This window comes from Streptomyces sp. NPDC039480 (assembly GCF_055597165.1).
Genome location: NZ_JBVITX010000003.1, coordinates 569,366 through 592,507 on the forward strand (window position 1 = coordinate 569,366; position 23,142 = coordinate 592,507).

Below are 23,142 nucleotides of genomic sequence, written 5' to 3' on the forward strand. Positions count from 1 at the left end.
ATGTGCCGCTACAGCTGGATCCACTCCTTGGCCGTGGTCACCCGCTCCAGGATCTCGGCGACCGGATCGACGCCGAGTCCCGGACCGGTCGGCACGTCGAGGTGGCCTCCGGCGAGCTCGAAGGGCTCGGTGACGTCCGTGGCGAAGTAGCGGCTCGATCCGGAGGTGTCGCCGGGCAGGGTGAAGCCGGGCAGCGCGGCCAGGGCGACGTTCGCGGCGCGTCCGAGGCCGGTCTCCAGCATGCCGCCGCACCACACCGGGACGCCGTGGGCCACGCACAGGTCGTGGATGGCCTTGGCCTCCAGGTAGCCGCCGACCCGGCCGGGCTTGATGTTGATGACCGACGCGGCGCCGAGGGTGAGGGCCGCGGCGGCGTCCTCGGCGGATTCGATCGACTCGTCCAGGCAGACGGGCGTACGCAACTGCTTGGCGAGTGCGGCGTGTTGGACCAGGTCGTCGTCGGCGAGCGGCTGCTCGATGAGGAGGAGGTCGAAGGCGTCGAGCTTGGTGAGCCGGCGGGCGTCGGCCAGGGTGTAGGCGGCGTTGGCGTCGACCTGGAGGAGCAGGTCGTCACCGAACCGCTCCCGCACCGCGCGGACCGGGGCAATGTCCCAGCCCGGTTCGATCTTGAGCTTGATGCGTACGTAGCCCTCCTCGATGAACCCACCCACGGCATCGAGGAGTTCGGGGACCGAGTCCATGATGCCGACCGAGACGCCGCACGGCACGCGCTCGCGGTCGGCGCCGAGGAACGACCCGAAGGACTGCCCCGATGCCCGGAGTTGGGCGTCGAGGACGGCCGTCTCCAGTGCCGCCTTGGCCATCTTGTGGCCCTTGAACGGCTTCATGGCGCGCTTGACCGCGTGGGCGTCCGCTTCGGCGGGCAGCGCGGGGATGAGGAAGCGGCGCAGGACGTCAGCCGCGCCGTCCACGTACTCGGAGCAGTAGCGGGGCTCGGACATCGCGACGCACTCGCCCCATCCCTCGCTGTCGGGCGTGACCACACGGACGAGCAGGACGTCACGGGCGGTCTCGACGCCGAAGGAGGTCCGGAACGGCGCCCGCAGGGGCATCGCGATCCGGCGCAGTTCGATTCCATTGATCTTCATGAGGCTTGAGCTCCTGGGGAGGGTTCAGGGGTCACGCGGTGGTGTCGCGTACGACGACGTAGGAAGTCCGGTCGTGGAAGCCGGTGACGCGGGCGCCTTCGGCGAGCAGGCCGCCGAGCACTTCGCGCATGGCCAGGCGCCACGCCTTCGCCGCGCGGGGGTCGGCGCGACGCAGCCCCTCGATGTCCGGCGGGACCTCGACGAGCAGCGTCGCGGCGTCACGGCGGCCGATGACGGGCAGGCCGTCCCGTACCGCCAGCGCGGTCGCGGCGTCGTCGGGAACCGCCGCGGGGGCGGGGCGCGTGGACGCCGCGGCGGCGAGCGCCGCGGGGCCGTCCAGCTCCCAGGCGACGAGCGCACGGTCGGTGTCGTCACCGCCGTTGATCGCGTCGTCCATCTCGCCGTAGAAGCTGGTGAGGTACTCCACCGGGAGCCCGCCCAGCTTGGTCAGGTTGAAGTAGGCGTTGCGCCGGACCAGCGGATCGTACGTCCACGTGATCCGCCGGAGGCCGCGCGCCAGGGCCCACCGGCGCTGGTGCAGCTTGAGGGCAAGGCCCGCCCGATGGCCGGGCAGCGCACCGGTGACGTGCGAGTGCAGTGCCTCTCCGACGGGAGCAGCGAAGAAGGCGACGGACGCGCCGACGAGTCGGCCCTCGGCGAAGGCTCCGGCGATGTAGTTGCCCGCGTGGGACAGTGCCCGCATCTGCTCGACTCCCATGGGGGAGCTGCCGGGAGCACTCCCCCAGATCTTCTCGAACAGCGCGTTGACACGCTCCAGTTCGTGGAGTTCGTGCAGTTCCTGTACGTCGAGGGTGCTCACCGGGTGACCTCCTCGACGAGGGCGGCGAGGAGCCGGGCGCGGGGGGCCAGCTCGGCGACGACCACGTGCTCGTCGTCGGCGTGCGCCCCGCCGCCGACGGCACCGAGGCCGTCCAGGGTGGGGCAGCCGAGTCCGGCCGTGAAATTCCCGTCGGACGCCCCGCCGACTGCCGCCGACACCAGCGGATCAAGGCCCAGCCGCTGAGCGAGAAGGCCGGCCCGTGCGAACAGGTCGACGGAGGAAGCCTCCTCCAGCGGAGGCCGGTTGGGTCCGCCGCGGACCTCCACCCGCGCTCCTGGGACCGTGCTCTTCATGCCGCGTATGGCGGTGTCCACCCACTTCTGCGACGTGAGGGAGGGGACGCGGACGTCCACGCTGACCGTGGCGTCGGCGGGCACCGTGTTGGTGGCCGACCCGGCCTTGACCACCGTGGGGACCACGGTGGTGTGCCAGGCGTCGCGGGCGCCGACGTTGGCCTCCTCGGCAAGGCCGGCCAGGGCGAGAATCAGATGCGCGGCCTCCACCGCCGCGTTGACGCCCTTGTCCGGTTCCAGGCCGGAGTGGGCCGCCTTGCCGCGTACCACCAACTCGTAGGCGGAGGTGCCCTTGCGGGCGGTCTTCAACGCACCGCCGTCCGCCGACGCCTCCAGGACGAAGGTCGCCGCACACTTCCGTGCCATCTCCTCGATCAGCGCCCGCGACGTGTCCGAACCGACTTCCTCGTCCCCGGTCACCAGGACGCAGACGCCCTCCAGGGAGGGCAGCGAGGCCAGGGCGTGGAACATCTGCACGAGACCGGCCTTCATGTCGAAGACACCCGGCCCGCGCGCGATGCCGTCGGCCACCGACCACGGATGAGTGGCCAGGGAACCCATCGGCCACACCGTGTCGTGATGGCCGAGCAGCAGCACGCGCGGGGTGCCGAACGTCCACCGCAGATGTGTGACGCCGTCGACGACGAGGCGTTCCGGCGAGGCGCCGAGGTGGCGCGCCCCCTGGGCGGCCACGACGTCCGCGCTGCGCGCCACGGCGTCCAAGTCGGCGGAGAAGGACTCGCACACGACGAGTTCCTCAAGGTCCGCGAGCATCGCAGGCAGCTCGGGAATTTCAGGACTTTCGGGAATCTTAGGAAACGCAGGAATCCCCAGATTTTCGGTCACCTTCGTCACCTTCGGCTCCTCCTCGGATACATGCCCATGACGCTAGGCGAGAGAGAGGAGCCAAGGTTCGTCGTACCGACCCAATCTCAGCGAAGCACTTCGTATCGCTGAACGACTGGTCCAGCGGCGCTTCGGTCACGGGGGCCCGTCAGCAAGGGCGGATGAACCACGCATCCGACCAGTTGCCCCACCCCTTCTTGTTGTTCGGCGGTATCTCCGGCCACACGAGCTTCTTCTCCTGGTTGAGCACCTTGGCGTACGCACCGTCCTGGTTGTTGATGTAGGCGCCTACGCCCTCCCAGGCGATCAGCGTGTAAGTGCCGCACTGCCAGAACACGTGGATCTTCCAGCTCTTCTTCACCGGGTCCCACGTCTCGGTGCAGAAGCGGCCCTTCGGGCAGGAGCTCAGCCCGTCCGTCGTGTGAAAGACCCTCTCGGGTGCGGGCGTGACCCTGGGTGACTCCGCCTGTGGTGACACCGGGGCCGCCTGGGCCTGGGTGGCCGCCAGGGCTCCCGTGAGTGAGGCCAGGGCGACGGCCGTCGCGAGTACAGAGTGTTTGATCAGCATGTGCTTGCACTCCTCGGTTGCGCTCGGTGGATGTGCTCGGCGGTTGTGCTCGGCGTGGTTCGTGTCTTCCGTGCACAGCCTGGGCGGCCCGGGAATCGGAGCGCATGTGGTTTTGGCTCCAGCCAAAACGTCGGGCAGGTGGGTGGCGTCAGCGACTGCCGAGGAGCTGTTGGCCCATCGGGGTCGCGGTGTGCAGGACGCGTTTGCCGTCGCGTCGGGACGCGATGAGTCCGCCTTCCCGCAGCACGGCGAGCTGCTGGCTGACGCTCGGCAGGGATATCCCCGTCGCGTGGGCGAGTTCGGAGGTGGTGGGGCAGGCGAGCACAGCGGCCTCGTACAGGAGCGCGGCGCGGGTGGGCCCGAGCAGGCGGACCAGCGACGCCGGGGAGGCGGCGGACCATGGTGGCGTCTTGTCGACCGGGTAGATGAGCACGGGCCGCAGTTCGCTGTCGGCCAGGGTGATGGGGCGCCGCCAGCAGAAGTACGACGGGACCAGCAGCAGGCCCCGGCCCTGAAGATGCAGGTCGTACTCGACCGGATAGTCGACCGTCAGGACGGGCGGCTCCCACACCGCCATCGGCCGCAGACTGTTCAGCAGCGCCCGCGTCCCACCGTCCACGAGGGCGCGGGTGCGCACGGCCCGGTCCGTCGCCGTGGCCGCGTCGATGTGCTGCCACACCGGCGCGATGAACTCCCGGTGGTACGTACGGAGGTTGCCGCCCAGCGCGGTCAGCGCGGCCGTGTCACCGCGCGCCAACTCCGCACCCGCCCAGGGCCGTCCGCCGCTCGCCGAGAGGAGGGCCAGCTCGTGGCGCAGCCGGCGCCTCGGTGTCGCGAGCACCCGGTCGATGCCCTCCCGCAGCTCGAGGGGGCCGCCTTCGACGGGCGGGGTGAGGAAGTCGGGGAAGTACGCCGCGCGCGGGACCAGAGTGGACAGCGCCGATGCCGCCCCTCGGGCCTCTTCGCCCCGGTGGATCAGGCCGCCGGCCATCCGCCGCCACGGCGCGAAGGCGAGGGCACCCTCGCGGGTCTGCAAGCGGCACAAGCTGCACACGATCTCCCACAGCGGGTCCGGTCGCCGGGCGAGCCTCACGTTCTCCACATCACTGCCAGTGAAATGGATGCGCAGCATGGTTCCCCCGTTGGCCTTCGATGCTGGACCAACACTGTGTCACGCACGAGATCCCGGTCGAGGACCAAAGTCGGCCAGGCACACGGCAGTTGCTCACTGGAGAGCCCCGAAAGGTCCGTGCGGAAAGGGCGTGCCAACTTATAGACTTCGATAACAAACCAACAGCGCGGTTTTGAACCAAGATTCTTTTTCTCCAGATCGACGGGGGCGGCAGAAATGATCAATGCGCAGCGGAGGCGACGGAGACAGCGGAGCACATCCGAGAGCCATTCTCGTGGCACCAGGGACTGCCCATGAAGGCACATGTGGCGGCAGCGGGCGGAAAGCCACCGGATGTGCGTTCCGGGCATGCGTCACGGCCCTCCGCATCGGCTCGCACTCCCCTGGCCGGACGCAGCCTCGACCTTCAGAACCTTTTCGACCAACTCAGGCAACCCGCAGGCCGGTTGATCACCCTCGTCGGGCCCGGCGGCGTCGGCAAGACGCGGCTCGCCGAGGCCGCGGTGGCGCACGCCGCGCTGCCCGTCGTGCGGCACGTGGACGCCCATGAGATCGAGGCCCCGCAGGAGCTGGCCGAGGCCATGGACGTACCGCCACCTACGGCCGAGTCCTGGCTGATCCTCGACGGCTTCGAACTGTCGGGGGACGCGGCATCGGCCGTGGTCGACGTGCTTCTCGACGAGCGGCCCCTGCTGCGGATCCTTGCCACCGGCCGCAGGCCGCTGCGTCTCCACGGCGAGCAGGTAGTCCCTGTGTGGCCCCTGGCTGCGCCCTCGCCTCCCTACCAGCAGGACGTGTCGGAGATCCAGGAACACCCCGCGGTGACACTCTTCCTCGACCGGGCCAGGAGGATCATCCCCTCCTTCACCCTGACCGTGGACAACGCCCGGGCCGTCGCCGAGATCTGTGCCCGCCTCGACGGCATCCCCCTCGCCATCGAACTCGCCGCCAACCGGCTGCGGTTGTTCGACCTCGACGTCCTGTTGACCCGGCTGCGGGACGGCAGGCCGGTCCTCGGGGGCAGTCACCCGACACGCTCACCCCGGCACCGCTCCGTCAGCGCGATCTCGGAGCGCAGCCACGACCGGCTCGAGGAGCACCAGCTCGATCTCCTCACCCGGCTGTCGGTGGCCGTCGGCGGCATGGGCCTCACCACCATCAGGGAGCTCTGGGGCCTGCCCGCCGACAAAGCCGAGGAGACCGTCGAGGCCCTGGCCTCCCACGCCTTGCTGCGCGTCGACACCTCGGACGGGGAAACCCGGTGCTCGATGTACCACATCGTCCGGGAGTCCGGCCTGGAGCGGCTCGAAGCAGCAGGCACCTTGGACCACGTACGCGATCAGCACGCCGAGTACTTCCTCGCGCTGGCGCTGCGGGCCGAACCGCACTTGGCCGGGCACCGGCAGCACGCATGGCTCGGCCGGCTGGCGACGGACCACGACAACATCCGGGCCGCCCTCTCCCATCTCACCGCGCGGGGGCGGCAGCATGACACCGCCCTGGCCGCGCTGGCCTTGCGCCGCTATTGGCTGACATGCGGCCAACTGGCAGCTGGTGAGCGTTTGTTGGCAGATGCGTCTGCCGTATTTCTCACCGGCACCGGGCACCAGCACCTCACCGCACGCGCCGAGGCGGCGCGAGGCACGCTTGCCCTGGCCGCCGGGGACAGCCATCTCGCGGCGGACTGTTTCCAGCGAGCCGCCATCGCCCATGCGGAGTGCGGGCAGCGCCACCAGGAGCTGACCGCTCTCGCCCAACTCTCCACGGTACGGCCCGACACGGCAGCCGCCGACGCCCGCGCTCTGGCGGACCATGTCCTTACGGCCGCGCGGACGTCCCCGGCGCCGGAAGAGGTCGGGGAGGCGGCACTCGCACTCGCCGCGCGGGCCCGCCAGACCGACGCCAAGCTGGCCTCGGACCTGCTCGACGCGGCGGAGACCGTGTACGCGCGGGCGCGGGACATACGCGGCCAAGGCCTCGTGCTGGTCCAGCGCGCCGATGTGAGCATCGCGCGCGGCGATCAGGAGCGGGCGGAGAGCCTGCTCCACGAAGGCCTGCTCCGACTCCAGGCCGTCGGGGAGCGCACCATGCTGCCCCCGGCCCTGGAAGCCCGCGCCCATCTGCTGTGGCAACGCCTGCCGGAGCAGGGCGAGCGGATCGCCAGGATTCTCGCCGCCGCGACGGCCATCCGGGAGGCGACTGGAGCGAATCCGCTCCCGGCCACGGCCGTGCCCGCCACCGCCGCGCGGGAACTGCGCGAGTTCTGCTCGGGTCCGGAGTACGACGCGGTACGGCGCGCGGGGCGGGCGCTGACTCCGTGGGCCGCGGCCCAGGAGGCGCTGGCCACCCCGCTGCCCACCGGGCCGACGCCGGCTGCGGCGCCCGACTCCGCGCGCCTTTCTGCCCGCCAGTACGAGGTGGCCCTGCTCGTCAGCAACGGACTGACCAACCGGCAGATCGCGGCTCGGCTCAACCTGTCGGAGTGGACCGTGGTGAATCACGTACGGCACATCATGCGCCGTCTGGACGTGCCGTCCCGCATCCACATCGCCCAGTGGGTGGCGCAGCGGCAGGCGCGGTAGCGGCCGGACGGTCGTTGAGGGCCGATCGACCGTCCGGCCGGAGTGGTGACACAGGCCCTCAGGCCAGCAGCGGGCGGAGTTCCCCGACGAGGATCTTTCCGTTCTCGTTCTTCGGCAGCTCCGCTACTCCCACGACCCGCTCAGGGATGTACCACTCCGTCATTCCGCGTCCCGCGAGAAACGCGCGCAGCTCCGCCAGGTCAGGCGTCCGCTCCGCGCGGGGCGCGAGTACCGCGCACGCGTGTTCCTGGCCGTCCTCTCCGCTGTATCCGATGATCACGGCCTCGCGTACGTCGGGGTGGTGCAGGATCTCCCCCTCCACGTCCGCCACGGGGATCATGTACGGCCCGCCGACCCGGCGGCTCGCGCGCCCCTCGAAGCGCACACCGCCCGCGCCGTCGTCGCGGACCAGATCACCGGTGTCCATCCACCCTTCGTCGCGCGTCCACGTCGCCTGCGCCGCGCCACCGTCCGCACCGGGCGACCACACGGCCACGCAGACGGAGGGGCCACGGACCCAGAGCCGGTGCACGCCGTCCTCCCCCGGGACCTCCCGCAGGGAGATCTCCAGGCCGGCGAGGGGGCGCCCGTCACTGCGGACGGAACCGGCCGGCGGCCCACCTTCCGGAGTGCGGATGCCCATGCCGAGTTCGGTCATCCCCCAACAGGTGCGCACCGGCACCGAGAAGGCGTCGGTGACGTCGGCCACGAGTTTCGGCACCACGGGCGCGCCCCCGCACATGACGAACCGCAGGGCGGTCAGCTCGTGCGGGACGGCCCGCTGTGCCTCGACCAGCTGCGCCGCGAAGGGCGGCGCGGCGAACACCTGGGTGACCCGCGCCTTCGCCATCAGCTTCAGCTGTTCCGCCGCGTTCCAGGTGTCGAGATACACCCCGGTGCCCTGGGCGAGGATCGGCCCCCAAAGGCAGTAGAGGAGACCGGCGAGCCCTGAGACGGGGTGGGGTGAGCAGAACACCTCACCCTTGTCCCAGCCTCGCTCGGCGGCGTCGGCCGCCGCGGCGGTCCCGGCATGGAGCGTGTTCTCGGTGTGCAGCACGGCCTTGCGCTCGCCGGTGGTGCCGGAGGTGAACATCACCAGGATCACCGAGTCGAGGTCCCGTCCGGAGGGCACCTCGATCGGCTGCTGCAGCCGGTCCTCGTGCGCGGTGTGCAGGAAGTACGCGGCGAAGTCGACGGCTCCGTCGGGCACTTTGTCCCCGTGGACGACCCGGTGGCGCAGCTCGGGGAGCCGGGGCGCGATCTCTTCGAGGGCCGCCGCGTAGTCGTAGCCGTTCCAGGTGCCCGGGACGACGCAGAGGCTCGCCCCTGTCACCCGGAGCAGCCGCTCCGTCTCCCGGCTGCGCATCGTGGGCAGCAGCGGCACCGCTACGGCACCCGTCCAGGCGCAGGCCAGGGTGAGCGCCGCGGCCTCCCACCAGCCGGGGAACTGGAAGGCGACCCGGTCGCCGCGGCGGATCCCGAGGGACAGCAGGGCGGCGCCGAACCGCTCGGCGTGGCGGGCGAGTTCGGCGTAGCCGATGGTGACCGGGTCGGCCGCATCGGTGCGGGCGGCGACGACGGCAGGGGCCTCGGGGTGTTCGGCGGCCGTGTCGAGGAGGTCCTGGACAATGGACCGGTCACGCCACCAGCCGCGCTCACGCATGCGCGCGGCGACGTTCTCGGGTGGCCGGGTGCCGAAGGGGATCTCCCCGGCATCCGGTTCGTGCGGTGGGGCGGTGGAAGCGGCGGGCTCAGCCACGCGTTCCCCCGTCACGGGGTGCGGATACGATCTCGGGCGCGGGGTCGACCAGGTCGCGGGGGAACTCCATGCCCCAGCGCACGAGTTGAATGTACGGCAGGTGCAACGACCCGACGGCTACAACCTGTTCGGTGATGCGGCCGTCGCGGACCCGCACGGTGTGGGCCTCGATGCTCGTCCCGCGCTCGCCGGTCGGCTCCTGCCCGAGGAACGGGCCGGTGTTGTGCCAGTGCATCGAGAAGCGGAACGCCACCCGGGTGCCGTCCGCATTGGAGAACTCGTCGTGCAGAGCCACTCGTACGCCGGGGAAGCCCTGGTGTACGGCCTTGCAGAACTGGAGGATGAACGGGACGCCCTTGACCCCCCACTTGAGGGGCGTGTAGAAGACGGCGTCCTCGTCGTAGAGCGCGGTGAGGGTGTCCCAGTCCTGCTCTCCGAGGGCCCTGACATATCGCTGAATGAGCGTCTCGCCGTTCAATGTCCGCTCCTGCCTTCCCTGTCGTGGTGCTCGGCCTTCCCTCTCACCCAGTACCGACGCAGCTGCGCCGCGAAGTGTGACAGGACTCTTGCTTCCTGCCGCGCCCATGTCACGGTTTCGCCTCCGGCTGCGTCGGTCCTGTTGAAGCACCTCACATGACGACGAACGAGAGGCCGCAGGATGGTCACGGACGCACCACACACTCGGCAGCGGAACCCCTGGCTGGTGCTTGCGGTGCTCTGCGCGAGCTCCTTCATGACGTTGCTGGACACGACGATCGTCACGATCGCCATTCCCGAGATGGCGGCGGGGCTCGGCGCGTCACTGGACGACATCCTCTGGTTCGCCAACGCCTACATGCTGGTCTTCGCGGCACTGCTGCTGCTCTCCGGGCGGCTCGGCGACCGCTTCGGGGCGCAACGGGTCTTCGCCGCCGGTCTCGCGGTCTTCACGCTGGCATCGGTGGTGTGCGGCCTCGTGGACACCCCGGGGCAGATGATCGCGGCGCGGGCCGTCCAGGGGCTCGGCGCCGCGGTGATGATGCCGCAGACCCTGGCCCTGATCAGCGCCGTCTTCCCGGCGGAGCGGCGCGGGGCGGCCTTCGGCGTGTGGTCCGCCGTCGCGGGTCTGGCCACGGTCGCGGGGCCCACCGTCGGCGGCGCGCTGGTCTCCGGTCTCGACTGGCGCTGGATCTTCTTCATCAATCTGCCGATCGGCGCGGTGGCCCTGATCGGCGCGGTCGTCGTGGTGCCCGACGTCCGGACGGGGCAGCAGTCCTCGCTGGACCTGTCGGGCGCCGTACTGTCCACGGCGGGTCTCACCCTGATCGTGTACGGGCTGATCGAGGGCGAGCGCTACGACTGGGGCACCATCGAGTCCTTCCTCAGCATCCCGCTGGTCCTCGTACTCGGCGTGGCGCTCCTCGGGGTCTTCGCGGTGCACCAGCGGGCCCGTCAGGACCGGCGGCCGCTGGTGCCGTTCGAGCTGTTCCGCAGCCGCGGGTTCACCGTCTCCGCCCTGCTCGGCGCGATGCTGCTGTTCGGTTCCATCGGTGTGCTGCTGCCGCTCACCCTCTACCTGCAGTCCGTGCTCGGGCTCTCCGCGGGGGAGGCCGGTCTCGCCCTCGTACCCGGACCGCTGGTCTCGATGTTCGTGGCGCCGCTGGCCGGCAGCGCCGTCGGCAAGCTGGGCGGCCGCAAGCTGCTCATCCCCGGGCTGCTGATCTTCGGAGCCGGTATCGCCCTCACCGCCGTCATGGCCGAGGCGGACTCCAGCGTGTGGGCCATCATCCCCGGCCAGGTGGTCTTCGGTGTCGGCATGGGACTGGTCTTCGCGCCCACCAGCACCCTCGCGATGCAGGAGATCCCACCGCGGCTGACCGGCGTCGCCTCCGGCATGTTCACCACGTTCCGGCAGATCGGCGCGGTCGTCGGCGGTGCAGCGGTCGGCGCCCTGCTCCAGAACCGGCTCGCCGCCGAAGGTGTCCCGGAGGAGGTGCGACAGCAGGCCGGCCGGCTGACGGACTCGGTGTACGCCGAAGGCCTCACCGACGCGGTGCGTTACGGCCTGTTCCTGACGGTCGCGGTGGCCGTCGTCGGTTCCGCACTCGCCATGCTTCTGCCGCCGGCCCCGCGACCCGAGCCGGAATTGGCCGCGGAACCGCCTGCGAAGGCGGACGTCACCGGGGCCAGGGACTAGGGAATTCTTTCCAAGGAATTCCGCACGCTGAATCAGTGGATTCCGCTTGGAGAACGGCAGGAATCGGCAGTCGGGGTGCGAGCCCGGGATTGTAGACTCGGCAGGGCAGTTGGCGATCAATGGCGACGCGTCCTGAACTCGAGTGCACATGGAACGGAGAGTCATGGCCGAGGCGACAGCCGTCTCCGAGCGATCCGGCACCTCGGATCCGTTCGAACGGTACCGGCAGCTTCTGTTCGGCATCTCGTACCGCATGCTCGGTACCGTCGCCGACGCCGAGGACGTCGTCCAGGAGACGTGGCTGCGGTGGCAGCGCGTCGACCCGGACTCCGTCGCCGATCCCCGCGGCTATCTGGTGCGGGCCGTCACCCGCACCTCCATCGACGAGATGCGCCGCAGCCGGACCCGGCGCGAGGAGTACGTGGGGCCCTGGCTGCCCGAACCGCTGCTCGTCTCGTCCGACGTCGCGGTCGAGTCCTCACTGCTCGGCGAGTCACTGGGCATGGCGGTCCTGGTGATGATGGAGACGCTCTCCCCGCTGGAGCGTGTGGTGTTCGTGCTGCACGAGGTGTTCGGGTTCAGCTTCCCCGAGGTCGCCGAGGCGGTCGACCGCACCGAACAGGCTGTACGACAGCTCGGCAGCCGCGCCCGGCGCCATGTGCGGCTGCGGAACCGGCGCTTCGAGTCGGACCGCCGACGGGTCCGTGAGATCACCGAGCACTTCGTCGCCGCCTGCCTCGGCGGCGACGTGGAGGCGCTCATGACGGTGCTGGCCCCCGACGTGACCATGTGGGCGGACGGCAACGGCCACGCGGAGACCCCGCGCGTTCCGCTGCACGGGGCCTCCACGGTCGCCGAGTACTTCGCGTCCACCGCGGGCGGCTATCCGGCCGGGCTCGTGGTCCGGATGGACGAGCAGCACGACGGCGCGCCCGCCGCCGTACTGGCCACCCCCGCAGGGGTTTTCGCCGTGGTCGCCGTCGACATAGACCTCGTGGGCGACCGCCCCCGGATCACCTCCGTACGTGCCGTACGCAACCCGGAGAAGTTGCGCCGGGTCCCGGTCATCCCCTGAGCGGCCGCGCCGGCTTCCAGGCATCCGCTGAGTGTTCGCGGCACGCCCCAGAAGTCGGCCCGTCTGTCGGCCGCCCGCTGAAGGGCGGCCGACAGGCGGTCATTCCGCCACCGTGTCCACCGCGTCGTGGTACTCCCGGCCCAGCACCCACTTCGCCACATGAAGGCGCGACGGCACGTCCAACCGGCGCATGACCTCCCGGACGTGGTTCACCACGGTCCACTCCGACAGCCCGAGGCGCTGCGAGATCTGGCGGTTGGTCATCCCCTGGCTGACCAGCTCGGCCACCTCGTACTGACGGGCCGTGAGCTGCGCCGGACGGGGCACCGCCGTCGCGGACCCGGCGGGCGGCGGGCCGAAGGCCAGCGCCTCACCCGCGGCCGCGACGGCGGAGAGCACCCGCCCCTCCCGCCACGCCGCCGCGTACTCGGAGCCGGACAGCAGGCGGCGCGCGTCGGGCAGGGCGGCGGCCGCGCCGGTGACCAGCAACGGCGGATGCGCCCCGGTCGACTCCCGCAGAGCGGACGCGGCCGCGAGGAGCCGGGCCACGCGGTGCCCCTGGTGCGGCAGTCGGCGCCACAAGTGCACCGCGTGCCCCTCCAGCACCGAGGGCAGCACCATGTGCTCCCCGATGGACCGCAGCCGGTACAGGCCCTCCCACAGCAGCCGCTCCGACAGCGCCTGATCACCTTGGCAGTCCGCCAGCACACCGCGCATGCCGAGGACCAGCCCTTCGCCCCGGACGTCCCTCGCCCGCATGAACAGGACGTTGGCCGTGTCCAGCAGATCGGCGGTGAGCTTGGTGTCGGTGGACCAGCTCCCGGCCGCCAGCGGCAGGGCGGCGTTCGCCACCTCGACGGTCGCCCCCTCCTGGGACGCCACGCGGAGCAGCTGCGCCGCGGCCTTGCGGATCGTCTCGGGCCCCGCCGGCTGGTGGGTGAAGGCGAGCCAGGCCAACGCCGCCCGCTCGTGGGCGGTCTCGCCCTGCTCACGGAAGGTGCAGGCCGCGCGCCAGAAGCAGTCCGCCGCCAGCCGCACGCTGCCGCGCGCCAGGGCCACTTCCCCCCGTGCCGCGTGGGCCCGCGCGGACTGCTCCTCGTGTCCGGGAGACGCGACGAACGCCTCCGCCGCCTTGGCCAGCCACTGCTCCCCGAGGTCGAGATGGCCGCGCACCAGCCAGAAGCGGTGCAGGGCGAGGGTGGCGCGCGCCGCGTCGAGCCGGCGGCCGCTCGTCTCCAAATGGGCCAGCGCGGCCAGCAGGTCCTCGTGCAGCGGGGCCAGCCGCCGGAGCCACTTGGCCTGCTGGGGTCCCGTCAGGTAGGGCTCGGCATCGAGGGCGAGCGACAGGAAGTGCTGCGCGTGCCTGCGCCGGGCGTCCGGCAACTCGCCGGTGGCCGACAGCCGCTCGAGGCAGAACTCGCGGACGGTGTTGAACATCGTGAACCGCGGCTCCCCGCCGCCCGGCGTCACCCGCAGCAGATGGTGGCCGACCAGTGCCTCCACCGCCTGTTCCGTCCGGTGGGCGGGGAGCTCCCAGAACTCCTCGGCGGTGGGGAGGTTCGTGCCGGCCGTAAAGACCGAGAGTCGGGTGAGCAGTGCGCGCTGCTCCTCGTCGAGCAGCCGGAAGCTGTGCTCGGTGATCGAGTGAACGCTGCGATGCAGCGGCGAGCGCGCGGCGTGGTAGCCGCCCAGCACCGGCCGGCCTGCGCGAAGCCGAGTCAGCAGGCTGTCCACCGGGAAGAGCCGCAGCTTCTCGGTGACCAGCTCGATCGCCAGCGGCAGCCCGTCCATGCGGGTGCAGATCTCCGCCACCGCCCGGGCGTTCTGCGCGGTCAACGCGAACGACGGGTCGATCGCCCGTGCCCGGTCGACGAACAGCTCCACCGCGGCGTAGTCCTGGAGTTCGAGGACGTCCTGCCGGTACGGCGAGGGCGGGGCCGGCAGCGGGGGCACAGGGAGGAACCGCTCCCCGTACAGGCGCAGTGGGCGGCGGCTGGTGGCGAGGACGCGCAGCGCGGGCGCGTGGCTCAGCAGGGTGTCCACCGCGGCGGCCGTGGCGTCGGCGGCCTGCTCGCAGCCGTCGAGCACCAACAGGCACGGCTCGTCGGGCAGGGCCGCGACCAGGGTCTCGGCCAGGCCGTCACATCCGGTGGTCCCGTGCAGGTCCAGATAGGCGACCCGGGCGATCCGGGCATCGGCCACGGCCGCGCAGGCCAGCCGGCTCTTGCCGACGCCGCCGGGGCCGGTCAGGGTGATCAGTCGGTGTGCTTCCTCGCCGAGCAGTGCGGAGAGGGTGAGGACCTCGAGGTCGCGTCCCACCAGCATGTCCCGGTGGCCGGGGACGCGGGACGGCAGGTCGAAGGTCGGCCGCGGGCACAGTTGGCCGACACCTGGCGCTCCGGCGGTCATGAGGATGTCCCGATCGCCCATGGGGCGAGTTTTTTATAACCAGATAACTGAAGTCCTGCATTCCGCATGACACTACCCCCCGTAGCCCGTGATGCGTGAAACCCAGGAGAGAGCATACGGACCACATATCTTGCGGGGAACCTTATCTTTCATAATCTTTGAATTACTCTTGCCGTCGTTCCAGATCCTGAGATGAGCGAGGAGATGAGCGACTGATAGCGGAATTCCCGTCCCGCTCCGATTTCCTCAGGATCACGCGGCAGAACATCCCGAAGATCAAACCCCAGAAAGCCGCCCCGAGTCCCCATAGGGTGAGACCGGACGCGGTGGTGAGAAAGGCGACGATCGCGGCGGTTCGGTGGTCCACCTCGGCGAACGCACCCGAGATGCTGCCGCCCAGGGCCCCCAGCAGGGCGACGCCTGCCGCCGCCGAGATCAGGTCCCGCGGCAGCGCCGCGAACAGCCCGGCGACGGTCGCCCCGCACAGGCCGACCGCGACGTACAGCACCCCGCAGCTGAGCCCGGCCACATAGCGACGGGCACGGTCCTCGTGAGCGTCCGGGCCGGCACAGATCGCCGCCGTGATCGCGCCGAGGTTGAGGGCGTGCGCCCCGAACGGCGCGAGGACGACGGACGCCACACCCGTGTCACGGACCAGCGGCCCCGAGGGCACCGCGTACCCGGCCGCCTTGAGCGCCCCCACTCCCGGCGCGTTCTGCGCCGACATGGTCACCAGGAACAGCGGCAGCGTCAGGCTCACCAGCGCCTCGCCGGGCCACGCGGGCGCGGTGAACACCGGGGTGGCGAGGGACAGTCGGGTGCCGCCGAGGGACAGCGTGCCGGTGAGGCCCGCCACCGCGACGGCCGCGGCGAGCGGCGCCGCTATGGCGTACCGGGGCGCCACCCGCTGACAGACGACGTACCCGGCGAGCATCACCCCGGCCACCGCGGGGCCGCTCTGCAGCGCCCGGAAGGCTTCCAGGCCGAACCGCAGCAGGATTCCGGCAAGGACGGCGGAGACCACGGCGGCCGGAACGCGCCGCATCAGCGCGTCGAACCAGCCCGTCGCCCCCACCAGTACGGTGAGCGCGGCGGCAGCCAGATACGCCCCGATCGCCGCCGCGTACGGCACCTCGTCGAGCTGGGTGACGAGCAGCGCCGCGCCCGGTGTCGACCAGGCCGCCACGATCGGCGCGCGATACCGCAGGCTGAGCACGAATCCGGTCACCCCGCTGCCCACGGCGATCGCCCAGACCCACGACGAGAGGTGGGCCTCGTCCAGACCGCCGGCGTGCGCGGCCTGGACCACGATGGTCAGGGGCCCCGCGAAGGAGACCACGACCGCGACGGCGCCCGCGACGAGCGCGGACACAGACGCGTCCTGCCACATCCGCCGTGCGCGCCCACCGGGGGCCTCCGCCATCAGAGGATCTCGACGTTGGCGGCGGGCCGCAGCCGCCGCTGGCAGTCCAGGACGTGCCGGGCGCCACGCAGCACCACGTCGTAGTCGAAGTCGTCGTGGTCGGTGAGCAGCACCACCGCGTCCGCGGCGGCCACCTCCTCCTCGGTGAGCTCCACCCTGCGCACCCGGGCGTCCAGCGGCACGGATTCCCGTACGTGCGGGTCCACCGCGTGCACCTGCGCGCCGGTGCGCAGCAGCAGTTCGGCGACCTTCACCGCCGGCGACTCGCGGGCGTCGCCGGTGTTGCGCTTGTAGGCAAGGCCCAGCAGCAGCACCCGGGAGCCGTTCGCCGGACGCTGGAGCTGGTTGAGGGCTTGGACCAGGCGCTGGACGACGTAGTGCGGCATCTGGCTGTTGACGTCGTTGGCGAGGTCGACGAACCGGAACCGGCGGCCCAGCTCACGCTCCACCCGCCAGGAGAGATAGCGCGGGTCGACGGGCAGACAGTGGCCGCCCACCCCCGGGCCCGGCGTGAACGGCATGAAGCCGAAGGGCTTGGACGAGGCCGCGTCGATCGCTTCCCAGACATCCACCCCGAGCTCGCGCGCGATCACCGCCATCTCGTTGACCAGCGCGATGTTGACGTGCCGATAGGTGTTCTCCAAGAGCTTGGTCAGCTCGGCGGTCTTCGTGTCGCGCACCGGCACGGTCCGCTCGACGACCGTGTCGTAGAACTCCGCGGTGCGGCGCAGGGACTCCGCGTCCACACCCGAGACGATCTTGGGGGTGGTCTCCAGGGTCCAGCGCCGGTTTCCGGGGTCGATGCGCTCGGGGCTGTAGCCGAGGTGGAAGTCGGTGCCGGGGCACAGGCCGCTCTCCTTCTGCAGCAGCGCTCCGAACACGTCCTCGGTGGTGCCCGGGTAGGTGGTGGACTCCAGGACGACCAGCGCGCCCGGCCGCAGATGGCCGGCCAGGGTCAGCGCCGCCTCCTCGATGCAGGTCAGGTCGGGCACGTCGTCGAGGAGCGGGGTGGGTACGGTGACCACGGCCACGTCGAAGCCGTCGAGCGCCCCGACGTCGGTCGTGGGGTGGTAGGCCCCGGACTCCAGCGCCTTCGCCAGCCGCCGCTCGTCCACGTCCTCCACGTATGAGTCGCCGGACCGCAGCCGGGCGATCCGCCCGACGTCCACGTCGTAGCCCACGACGGTGTGGCCCGCCTCCACGGCCCGTACGGCCAGCGGCAGGCCCACATATCCCTGGCCGACCACCACCACGCGACGGCCCGAGCTCGGCGGGACGGCGTCGTTCTTCGTTGGGGACATCGTGTGCCCTTTCAGCCGTTGTGCACGAGCGCCAGGTTCGCCGCGACCAGCAGGACGACGCCCCAGCGGTGGATGGTGACGCCTTGTTTGCGGGCCGAGAGCACCTCACCCGCGACCAGCCCGGCGTGTGCCTGCCGGGCGCGCAGACACACCACGGGCAGCAGGAACGCGCAGAACCACCACGGCACCGCGTCGACCGCCGCGGTGACGACGATCGCGCCGGTCTCGGCCAGCGAGAGCCCGGCGATGAAGCCGCGGTAGACGCCCGGCGGGACGCTCGTGGCGAGGTTGCGGCGGCCGGCCACCCGGTCGCCGTCCACGTCGTTGATGTTGGAGTAGACCGAGACCATGAGGCTCCACAGTCCGAACAGGAAGCACGCCAGCCACGCCGCCCCCGTCATCTCCCCGTTCAGCAGGGCGAAGGGGATCAGCACGCACAGGCCGGTGCTCAGCCAGATGACCGCCTCCTGGCCGCCCCGGTAGCTGAGCTTGAGGCCGTAGGAGTACTGCACGCTGATGACCACCGAGAAGCCCGCGGCCGCCAGCGCCCACCACGGCCGGTGCGGTGCGACCAGCGCGGTGAGCGCCCACAGGGCGCCGCCCCCGACGGCACATCCCCAGCCGAAGCGCAGCGCTTGCCGCAGGGTGAGCCTGCCGTCGAGCAGGGGTTTGCGGTCCCGGGCGCGCAGCGACTCCTGCGGGTCGTAGTTGCGGGCATCGCTGCCGTCCCGTACTCCGGTGACGTCGTCCAGCGCGACGGTGGCCGCCACGATCCCGACCCAGCCAACGTCGAACAGCACCAGGACCCACCAGGTGCGCGGTTCGTCCCAGGCGGCGCCGGGCAGCAGCGCAAGGACCACAAAGACGCACAGGTAGTAGTCGAAGAAGGAGAGCTTCGCCAACTTCGCGTAGGCGCCCGCTCGTTCCCGTACGCCCTGGCGCATAGGCGCCGCGGTGGTCGCCGTCATCGTCCCGGCTCCGCCCCGCCCTTGCGGCCGACGGTGCTGATCAGCACCTGGCTCAGCCAGTGGTGGGCCGGGTCGGCCATCTCGGCGAGGGCCGCGTCTATCCGGGCGTCGTCCAGGAGCCCGGCGCCGACTATGCGTGGTCGCATGAACTCCAGCCACAGCATGTAGTGCCTGGCCTGGTCGGAGCCGCCGCGGACCATCACGGCCCGGCCCTCCGCCGTCGCCTCCAGGCCGGCGGCCAGCACCAGTTGGTAGTCGACGTGCCCGCCGCGCGGGTCGTGGCCCGACTCGCGCATCAGGCCGTATCCGGCGGCCCGTACGTCCTGGAGGAACTCCTCCGAGAGGGAGGAGCGGAACAGCGTGGAGGAGTCGGTGTCCTCCAGGAACAGCACCCCACCCGGCCGCAGGGCGCGCACCATGCGGTCCACGGCGGCGGCCCTGTCCGGCAGGTGCTGAAGCACCATGCGGGAGTGCACGAGGTCGAACGCCGCTTCGGGCAGCTCCTCCTCCCGCAGATCGTGACGTACGGCGTCCACCTGGGGCAGTGACGCCAGCGAGGTGAGGCGCTCGGTCTGGAGGTCGGTGGCGAGGACCCGTCCTGCGGGGCCCACGCGGTCGGCGAGCCAGCGGGCCACGGACCCGGATCCGGCGCCGATCTCCAGGCAGTGCCAGCCGGGCCCGACACCCAGCGCGGCCAACCGCTCCAGGGTGCCCGGGTCCCATATCGCCTCGTTGGTGCGAAGCCGCTCGGTCTCCTTCTCCCAGACCGGGTCGAAGACGTACTCCTGCTGTGCCGGTGGGCTCGTCATGTGGGTCTCCATGTGCTGCACTCGCGTCCTCATGCGTAGAACTCGCAGACCGTGTCGGCGATGAATTCGACCTCGGCATCGCTCAGGTGGGGCCAGATCGGGATGGCCAGGTTGCGTGCGGATGCCAGTTCGGCGTTGGGCCAGCTGCCGTCCGGGGCGGCCCACGGCGCGAAGGCGGGCTGTCGGGGCAGCGGTACGGGGTAGTAGATGTGGCTGCCTATCTGGCGCTCCGTCAGGTAGGAGCGCAAGTCCTCGCGGCGGTCGACGAGGAGGGAGTAGACGTAATAGCAGCGGCCGTTGCGCCCCGCGGGCGGCGCGAGCACTCCGCGCTCGCGCAGTGGCTCGAAGCGCTCGGTGTAGTAGTCGGCGATCCGCGCGCGGCGTTCCAGCCGGTCCGCGAAGCCCGGCAGCCGGTGCAGCTGGAAGGCGGCGAGCACCTCGTCGAACCGGTTGTTCTGACCGATCCGGTGGTGCAGGAAGCGATGGACGCCGTCCTGCCCGTGGTTGCGCAGCATCCGTACAGTGCGGGCCAGTTCGGGGTCGTCGGTGAGCACCACCCCACCCTCGCCCGCTGTACCGAACGCCTTGACCTGGAAGAAGGAGAAGACACCGAGGTCGCCCCACCGCCCGGCGGGCCGCCCGTCGAGGACGGCGCCCTGAGCGACTGCCGCGTCCTCGATCAGTGCGACGCCGTGCTCGCGGGCGATCGCCCCCAGCTGCTCCATGTCCGCCATGATCGAGAAGACGTGGGCCGGCATCACCGCCTTCGTGCGCTCGGTGATCAACGACTTGGTGGCGTCGGGGTCAAGGACCATCGTCCACGGGTCGACGTCGGCGAAGACCGGGGTGGCCCCGGTGTTCGCCACCGAACTGGCCACCGGCTGGCAGCAGAAGGCGGGCACGATCACCTCGTCGCCCGGGCCGATGCCCAGCGCGCGCACGGACAGCTCGAGCCCTCCTGTGCCGCTGGCGCAGGCGATGACGTGGGCGGCGCCGGTCATGTCGCCCAGCGCCGCCTCCAGTTGGGCGGTGCGCTCGCCGAGGATGAACCGCTGGTCGGGGCCCGTGCCCAGCTCGTGCACGGTCGACAGCAGCGCCTCGCGGTCCTCCTCGAAGAGGTCAGGGGGAAAGAAGGGCAGAGTCCTCATGATGCGGCCCCCGTGTAGAAGCGGCGGACGGCCTCGCACACCCGGTGCACTTCGTCGAGGGCGAGGTCGGGGTGGAAGGGGAGGGCGACGGTGCGCTCGCAGGCCGCCTCCGCGTTCGGGAAGTCGCCCCGACGGTGGCCCAGTTCTGCGAAGCAGGGCTGGAGGTGGAGCGGTATCGGGTAGAAGACCTCGGTGCCGATGCCCTCCCGCGTGAGGTGCTCCACCAGGGCGTCCCGCCGCTCCACCTCGATCACGTACACGTAGAAGACCGGGTCCGCCGGTACGCCGCGGTCCGTCACCGTGGGCACCCGCAGGACGCCCGGCATGTCGCACAGCGCCTCGGTGTACGCCGCCGCCAGCTCCTTGCGGCGGTCGATGGCCGCGTCGAGCCGGGGCAACTTGCCGAGCAGCACGGACGCCTGGATGTCGTCCATCTTGCTGTTGGTGCCCGAGGCCCCCGACAGGTTGGAGATGCCGGCGATGTGGTCGACGGTGCGGCCCATCCGGCCGTGGTGGCGCAGGATCGCGACCTGCTCGGCGATCTCCGGGTCGTCGGTCAGGACGGCGCCCGCGTCACCCAGCGCACCCAGGGTCTTGGTGGGGAAGAACGACAGGACTCCGGCGTCGCCGAGCAGTCCGGCGTGGACGCCGTCGCGGCGCATGCCGATTCCCTCCGCGCTGTCCTCCACCACCTTCACGCCGTGCCGCTGCGCCAGGGCGCCGAGTGCGCCCATGTCGGCGAGCTGCCAGAACAGGTGCACCGGCATGATCGCCTTGGTACGCCCGGTGATGGCCGCCTCGGCGGAGCGCGGGTCCAGCGAGTAGCCGTCCGGTTCGATGTCGGCGAACACCGGCTTGGCGCGGGCCAGCGCCACCGAGGTGGCCGTGGCGGCGAAGCTGAAGGCCGGCACGACGACCTCGTCGCCGGGGACGACACCACAGGCGCGCAGCAGCAGGACGAGGGCGTCCGTCCCGCTGTTCACCGCCACCACGTGCCGTGCTCCCGTGTATGCGGCGAGCGCCTTTTCCAATTCCGCGACCTGTCGGCCGTGGGAGTACTTTCCGCGGTCGAACATCTCGTTGAGGTGATGTTTTATGTCCGGCCAACAGTCGCTAAAGGTGTCGGCCTGAGTGAAGAACGGAACCGGGTTTCCGATTTCCCGTTCCGTGTTTCGATCGGTGCTCCGGGCAGGGGTGATCACACAGTCCTCCGTGTAGCAGGACGGAGATATGGATGTGCGAAGCTAAGCCGGTCGTTTTCCAGACGGCAATGACAAACCCTTGCCGGGACCGGGGGCGGGGGACCGGCAAGTATCAGTCATGCCGGGCCGTCGAAGGCACCGAACTGCCTGTTCAGGCAGGGCTCTTGAAGGTCGGCAACCGGCCCGGCGGATGGGCCGGGAGGGGCCGGCGCTTGACACGGAACGCCCCCTCACCGCAGCTTTTCCAGGGTACCGCCGCGTTTCCGCATCACATGTCAGAGTCCGATGAGCGGGTGACAGAGGATGTGCTCTCTTTGATATTTCACGGCGATTCCGGAGAACCGGAGAAGTCGGCGGCGCCGCATGTGAGGAGTGCGGCCCCTGCCGAGCACGGCGAATCCGAAAGCACCTGTACCGAGGACATCGTGTGCGGCCCATCGCCCTCCCGAACGAAAGGCAACGCATGAGCGACGACGGCGTGCTGACCCGGTCGCTGGACGCCGTCCAGGAGCGCATCGACACCGTCCTCACCCAGGAGAGCGCGCGCTGGACCGCGGTGGATCCGCGCTGTGCCGCGTTCGTCGACAGCGTCACCGCCATCACCACCGCCAAGGGCAAGCTGCTGCGCCCCCGCTTCTGTCTCCTCGGCCACCTCGCCGCCGGCGGGGCACCCGACCACGACAAGGCCGTCGACGCGGCCGCCGCCCTCGAACTCCTGCACACCTTCGCCCTGTTGCGCGACGACGTCCTCGACGACTCGCCGCTGCGCCGGGGCGCCGTCACCGCGCACGAGCGGCACGCCAAGGAGCACCGGGCCCGCCTGCTGCGCGGCGAACCCCGCCGCTACGGAGAGGGCATCGCCAACCTCGCCGCCGACCTCGCGCACGTCTACGCCGACCGGCTGGCCCACGCGCTGCCCGCGGCGGCCCAGACGGTGTGGGACGAGACCCGGGTCGAGGTCACCGTCGGCCAGTACCTCGACATCACCGTCGCCGCCGAGGGTGTGGCCGACCCCGAGCTTTCCCGCTGGATCGCGGTCTGCAAGTCCGGCCGCTACACCATCCAGCGTCCCCTCCAACTCGGTTCCGCTCTCGCGGGCCGGCCCGATCTGGCCCCTGTCTTCGAGAGGTACGGGCTGCCGCTGGGCGAGGCGTTCCAGCTCAGGGACGACCTCATCGACGCCTTCGGTGACGCCGAGGACACCGGCAAGCCGGCCGGTCTCGACCTCGACCGGTTCAAAATGAGCTATTTGCTCAGCCTCGCCGTGCGCCAGGACGACCGGATCCGGGAGCTCGCCGCCAACCCCGCCGCCCCCGAGGGCGCGGCCAGGATGCGAGAACTGCTCGTCACGACCGGTGTGGCCGACGAGGTCGAGCAACGCATCGCGGACCTCGTCGACCAGGCGCGCGAGGCGGTCGCCGACGCGCCCCTGGTGCCCCGCTGGCGCACCGAACTCATGGAACTCACCACAAGGGTGGCTTACCGGAACCACTGAAGCGTA

The 23,142-nt window shown here is 71.0% G+C and carries 18 protein-coding genes; 4 read left to right on the forward strand and 14 right to left on the reverse strand.

The window, feature by feature from the left end; translation table 11 throughout:
* Positions 1-8 precede the first annotated feature (8 nt).
* From menC to ACZ56E_RS13250, 5 genes are all read right to left on the reverse strand, one after another.
* Positions 9-1,109, reverse strand: a complete 1,101-nt coding sequence (gene menC, locus ACZ56E_RS13230; RefSeq protein ID WP_471213836.1) for an o-succinylbenzoate synthase — start codon at positions 1,107-1,109, stop codon at positions 9-11.
* 31 nt (positions 1,110-1,140) lie between these two features.
* A complete protein-coding gene (locus ACZ56E_RS13235) occupies positions 1,141-1,929 on the reverse strand; it encodes a GNAT family N-acetyltransferase (RefSeq protein WP_471213837.1) in 789 nt (262 codons plus the stop codon).
* A complete protein-coding gene (locus ACZ56E_RS13240) occupies positions 1,926-3,017 on the reverse strand; it encodes a M20 family metallopeptidase (protein WP_471213839.1) in 1,092 nt (363 codons plus the stop codon). Before ACZ56E_RS13240 ends, ACZ56E_RS13235 begins: the two co-directional genes overlap by 4 nt.
* A 220-nt stretch (positions 3,018-3,237) precedes the next feature.
* A complete protein-coding gene (locus ACZ56E_RS13245) occupies positions 3,238-3,657 on the reverse strand; it encodes a hypothetical protein (RefSeq protein ID WP_468605223.1) in 420 nt (139 codons plus the stop codon).
* A 148-nt stretch (positions 3,658-3,805) separates the two neighbouring features.
* Entirely contained in the window at positions 3,806-4,693 is an 888-nt protein-coding gene (locus ACZ56E_RS13250) for an ArsR/SmtB family transcription factor (protein WP_471213840.1), read from the reverse strand.
* A gap of 542 nt (positions 4,694-5,235) precedes the next feature.
* Between ACZ56E_RS13250 and ACZ56E_RS13255 the strand changes: the two genes are divergently transcribed.
* On the forward strand, positions 5,236-7,371 hold the full coding sequence (locus ACZ56E_RS13255) for an ATP-binding protein (protein ID WP_471213841.1): 2,136 nt from the start codon (positions 5,236-5,238) through the stop codon (positions 7,369-7,371).
* A gap of 58 nt (positions 7,372-7,429) precedes the next feature.
* On the opposite strand, the gene ACZ56E_RS13260 is transcribed toward ACZ56E_RS13255, so the two are convergent.
* The gene (locus tag ACZ56E_RS13260) at positions 7,430-9,130 is read right to left on the reverse strand and encodes an AMP-binding protein (RefSeq protein WP_471213842.1); all 1,701 of its coding nucleotides are present in this window, start codon (positions 9,128-9,130) and stop codon (positions 7,430-7,432) included.
* Positions 9,123-9,608, reverse strand: coding sequence for an ester cyclase (locus ACZ56E_RS13265; protein ID WP_471213843.1), 486 nt, complete (start codon positions 9,606-9,608; stop codon positions 9,123-9,125). The genes ACZ56E_RS13260 and ACZ56E_RS13265 overlap by 8 nt, the downstream gene beginning before the upstream one ends.
* Before the next feature lie 180 nt (positions 9,609-9,788).
* Here ACZ56E_RS13265 and ACZ56E_RS13270 point away from each other — a divergent pair, with 180 nt between their 5' ends.
* Together ACZ56E_RS13270 and sigJ are read left to right on the forward strand one after the other, a co-directional pair.
* The gene (locus tag ACZ56E_RS13270; protein ID WP_471213845.1) at positions 9,789-11,306 is read left to right on the forward strand and encodes an MFS transporter; all 1,518 of its coding nucleotides are present in this window, start codon (positions 9,789-9,791) and stop codon (positions 11,304-11,306) included.
* Positions 11,307-11,469: 163 nt separating this feature from the next.
* A complete protein-coding gene (gene sigJ / locus ACZ56E_RS13275; RefSeq protein ID WP_471213846.1) occupies positions 11,470-12,381 on the forward strand; it encodes an RNA polymerase sigma factor SigJ in 912 nt (303 codons plus the stop codon).
* A gap of 99 nt (positions 12,382-12,480) precedes the next feature.
* Here sigJ and ACZ56E_RS13280 read toward each other — a convergent pair whose 3' ends face one another.
* The 7 genes from ACZ56E_RS13280 to ACZ56E_RS13310 all read right to left on the reverse strand — a co-directional run bounded on the left by ACZ56E_RS13280 (position 12,481) and on the right by ACZ56E_RS13310 (position 21,641).
* Complete coding sequence (locus ACZ56E_RS13280) at positions 12,481-14,811, reverse strand: helix-turn-helix transcriptional regulator (protein ID WP_471213848.1); 2,331 nt, start codon at positions 14,809-14,811, stop codon at positions 12,481-12,483.
* Positions 14,812-14,953: 142 nt separating this feature from the next.
* Positions 14,954-16,162 carry a benzoate/H(+) symporter BenE family transporter gene (locus ACZ56E_RS13285; RefSeq protein WP_471213849.1) on the reverse strand — a complete coding sequence of 403 codons (1,209 nt, stop codon included), beginning with the start codon at positions 16,160-16,162 and terminating at the stop codon, positions 14,954-14,956.
* A gap of 50 nt (positions 16,163-16,212) precedes the next feature.
* The gene (locus ACZ56E_RS13290) at positions 16,213-17,514 is read right to left on the reverse strand and encodes a nucleotide sugar dehydrogenase (protein ID WP_471213851.1); all 1,302 of its coding nucleotides are present in this window, start codon (positions 17,512-17,514) and stop codon (positions 16,213-16,215) included.
* Positions 17,515-17,525: 11 nt separating this feature from the next.
* Entirely contained in the window at positions 17,526-18,482 is a 957-nt protein-coding gene (locus ACZ56E_RS13295) for a UbiA family prenyltransferase (RefSeq protein WP_471213852.1), read from the reverse strand.
* On the reverse strand, positions 18,479-19,291 hold the full coding sequence (locus ACZ56E_RS13300) for a class I SAM-dependent methyltransferase (protein ID WP_471213853.1): 813 nt from the start codon (positions 19,289-19,291) through the stop codon (positions 18,479-18,481). The genes ACZ56E_RS13295 and ACZ56E_RS13300 overlap by 4 nt, the downstream gene beginning before the upstream one ends.
* Positions 19,292-19,320: 29 nt before the next feature.
* Complete coding sequence (locus ACZ56E_RS13305; protein ID WP_471213854.1) at positions 19,321-20,439, reverse strand: DegT/DnrJ/EryC1/StrS family aminotransferase; 1,119 nt, start codon at positions 20,437-20,439, stop codon at positions 19,321-19,323.
* Positions 20,436-21,641, reverse strand: a complete 1,206-nt coding sequence (locus ACZ56E_RS13310) for a DegT/DnrJ/EryC1/StrS family aminotransferase (RefSeq protein WP_471213855.1) — start codon at positions 21,639-21,641, stop codon at positions 20,436-20,438. Before ACZ56E_RS13310 ends, ACZ56E_RS13305 begins: the two co-directional genes overlap by 4 nt.
* Positions 21,642-22,104: 463 nt before the next feature.
* On the opposite strand from ACZ56E_RS13310, the gene ACZ56E_RS13315 reads away from it, so the two are divergent.
* A complete protein-coding gene (locus ACZ56E_RS13315) occupies positions 22,105-23,136 on the forward strand; it encodes a polyprenyl synthetase family protein (protein ID WP_471213857.1) in 1,032 nt (343 codons plus the stop codon).
* Positions 23,137-23,142 lie beyond the last annotated feature (6 nt).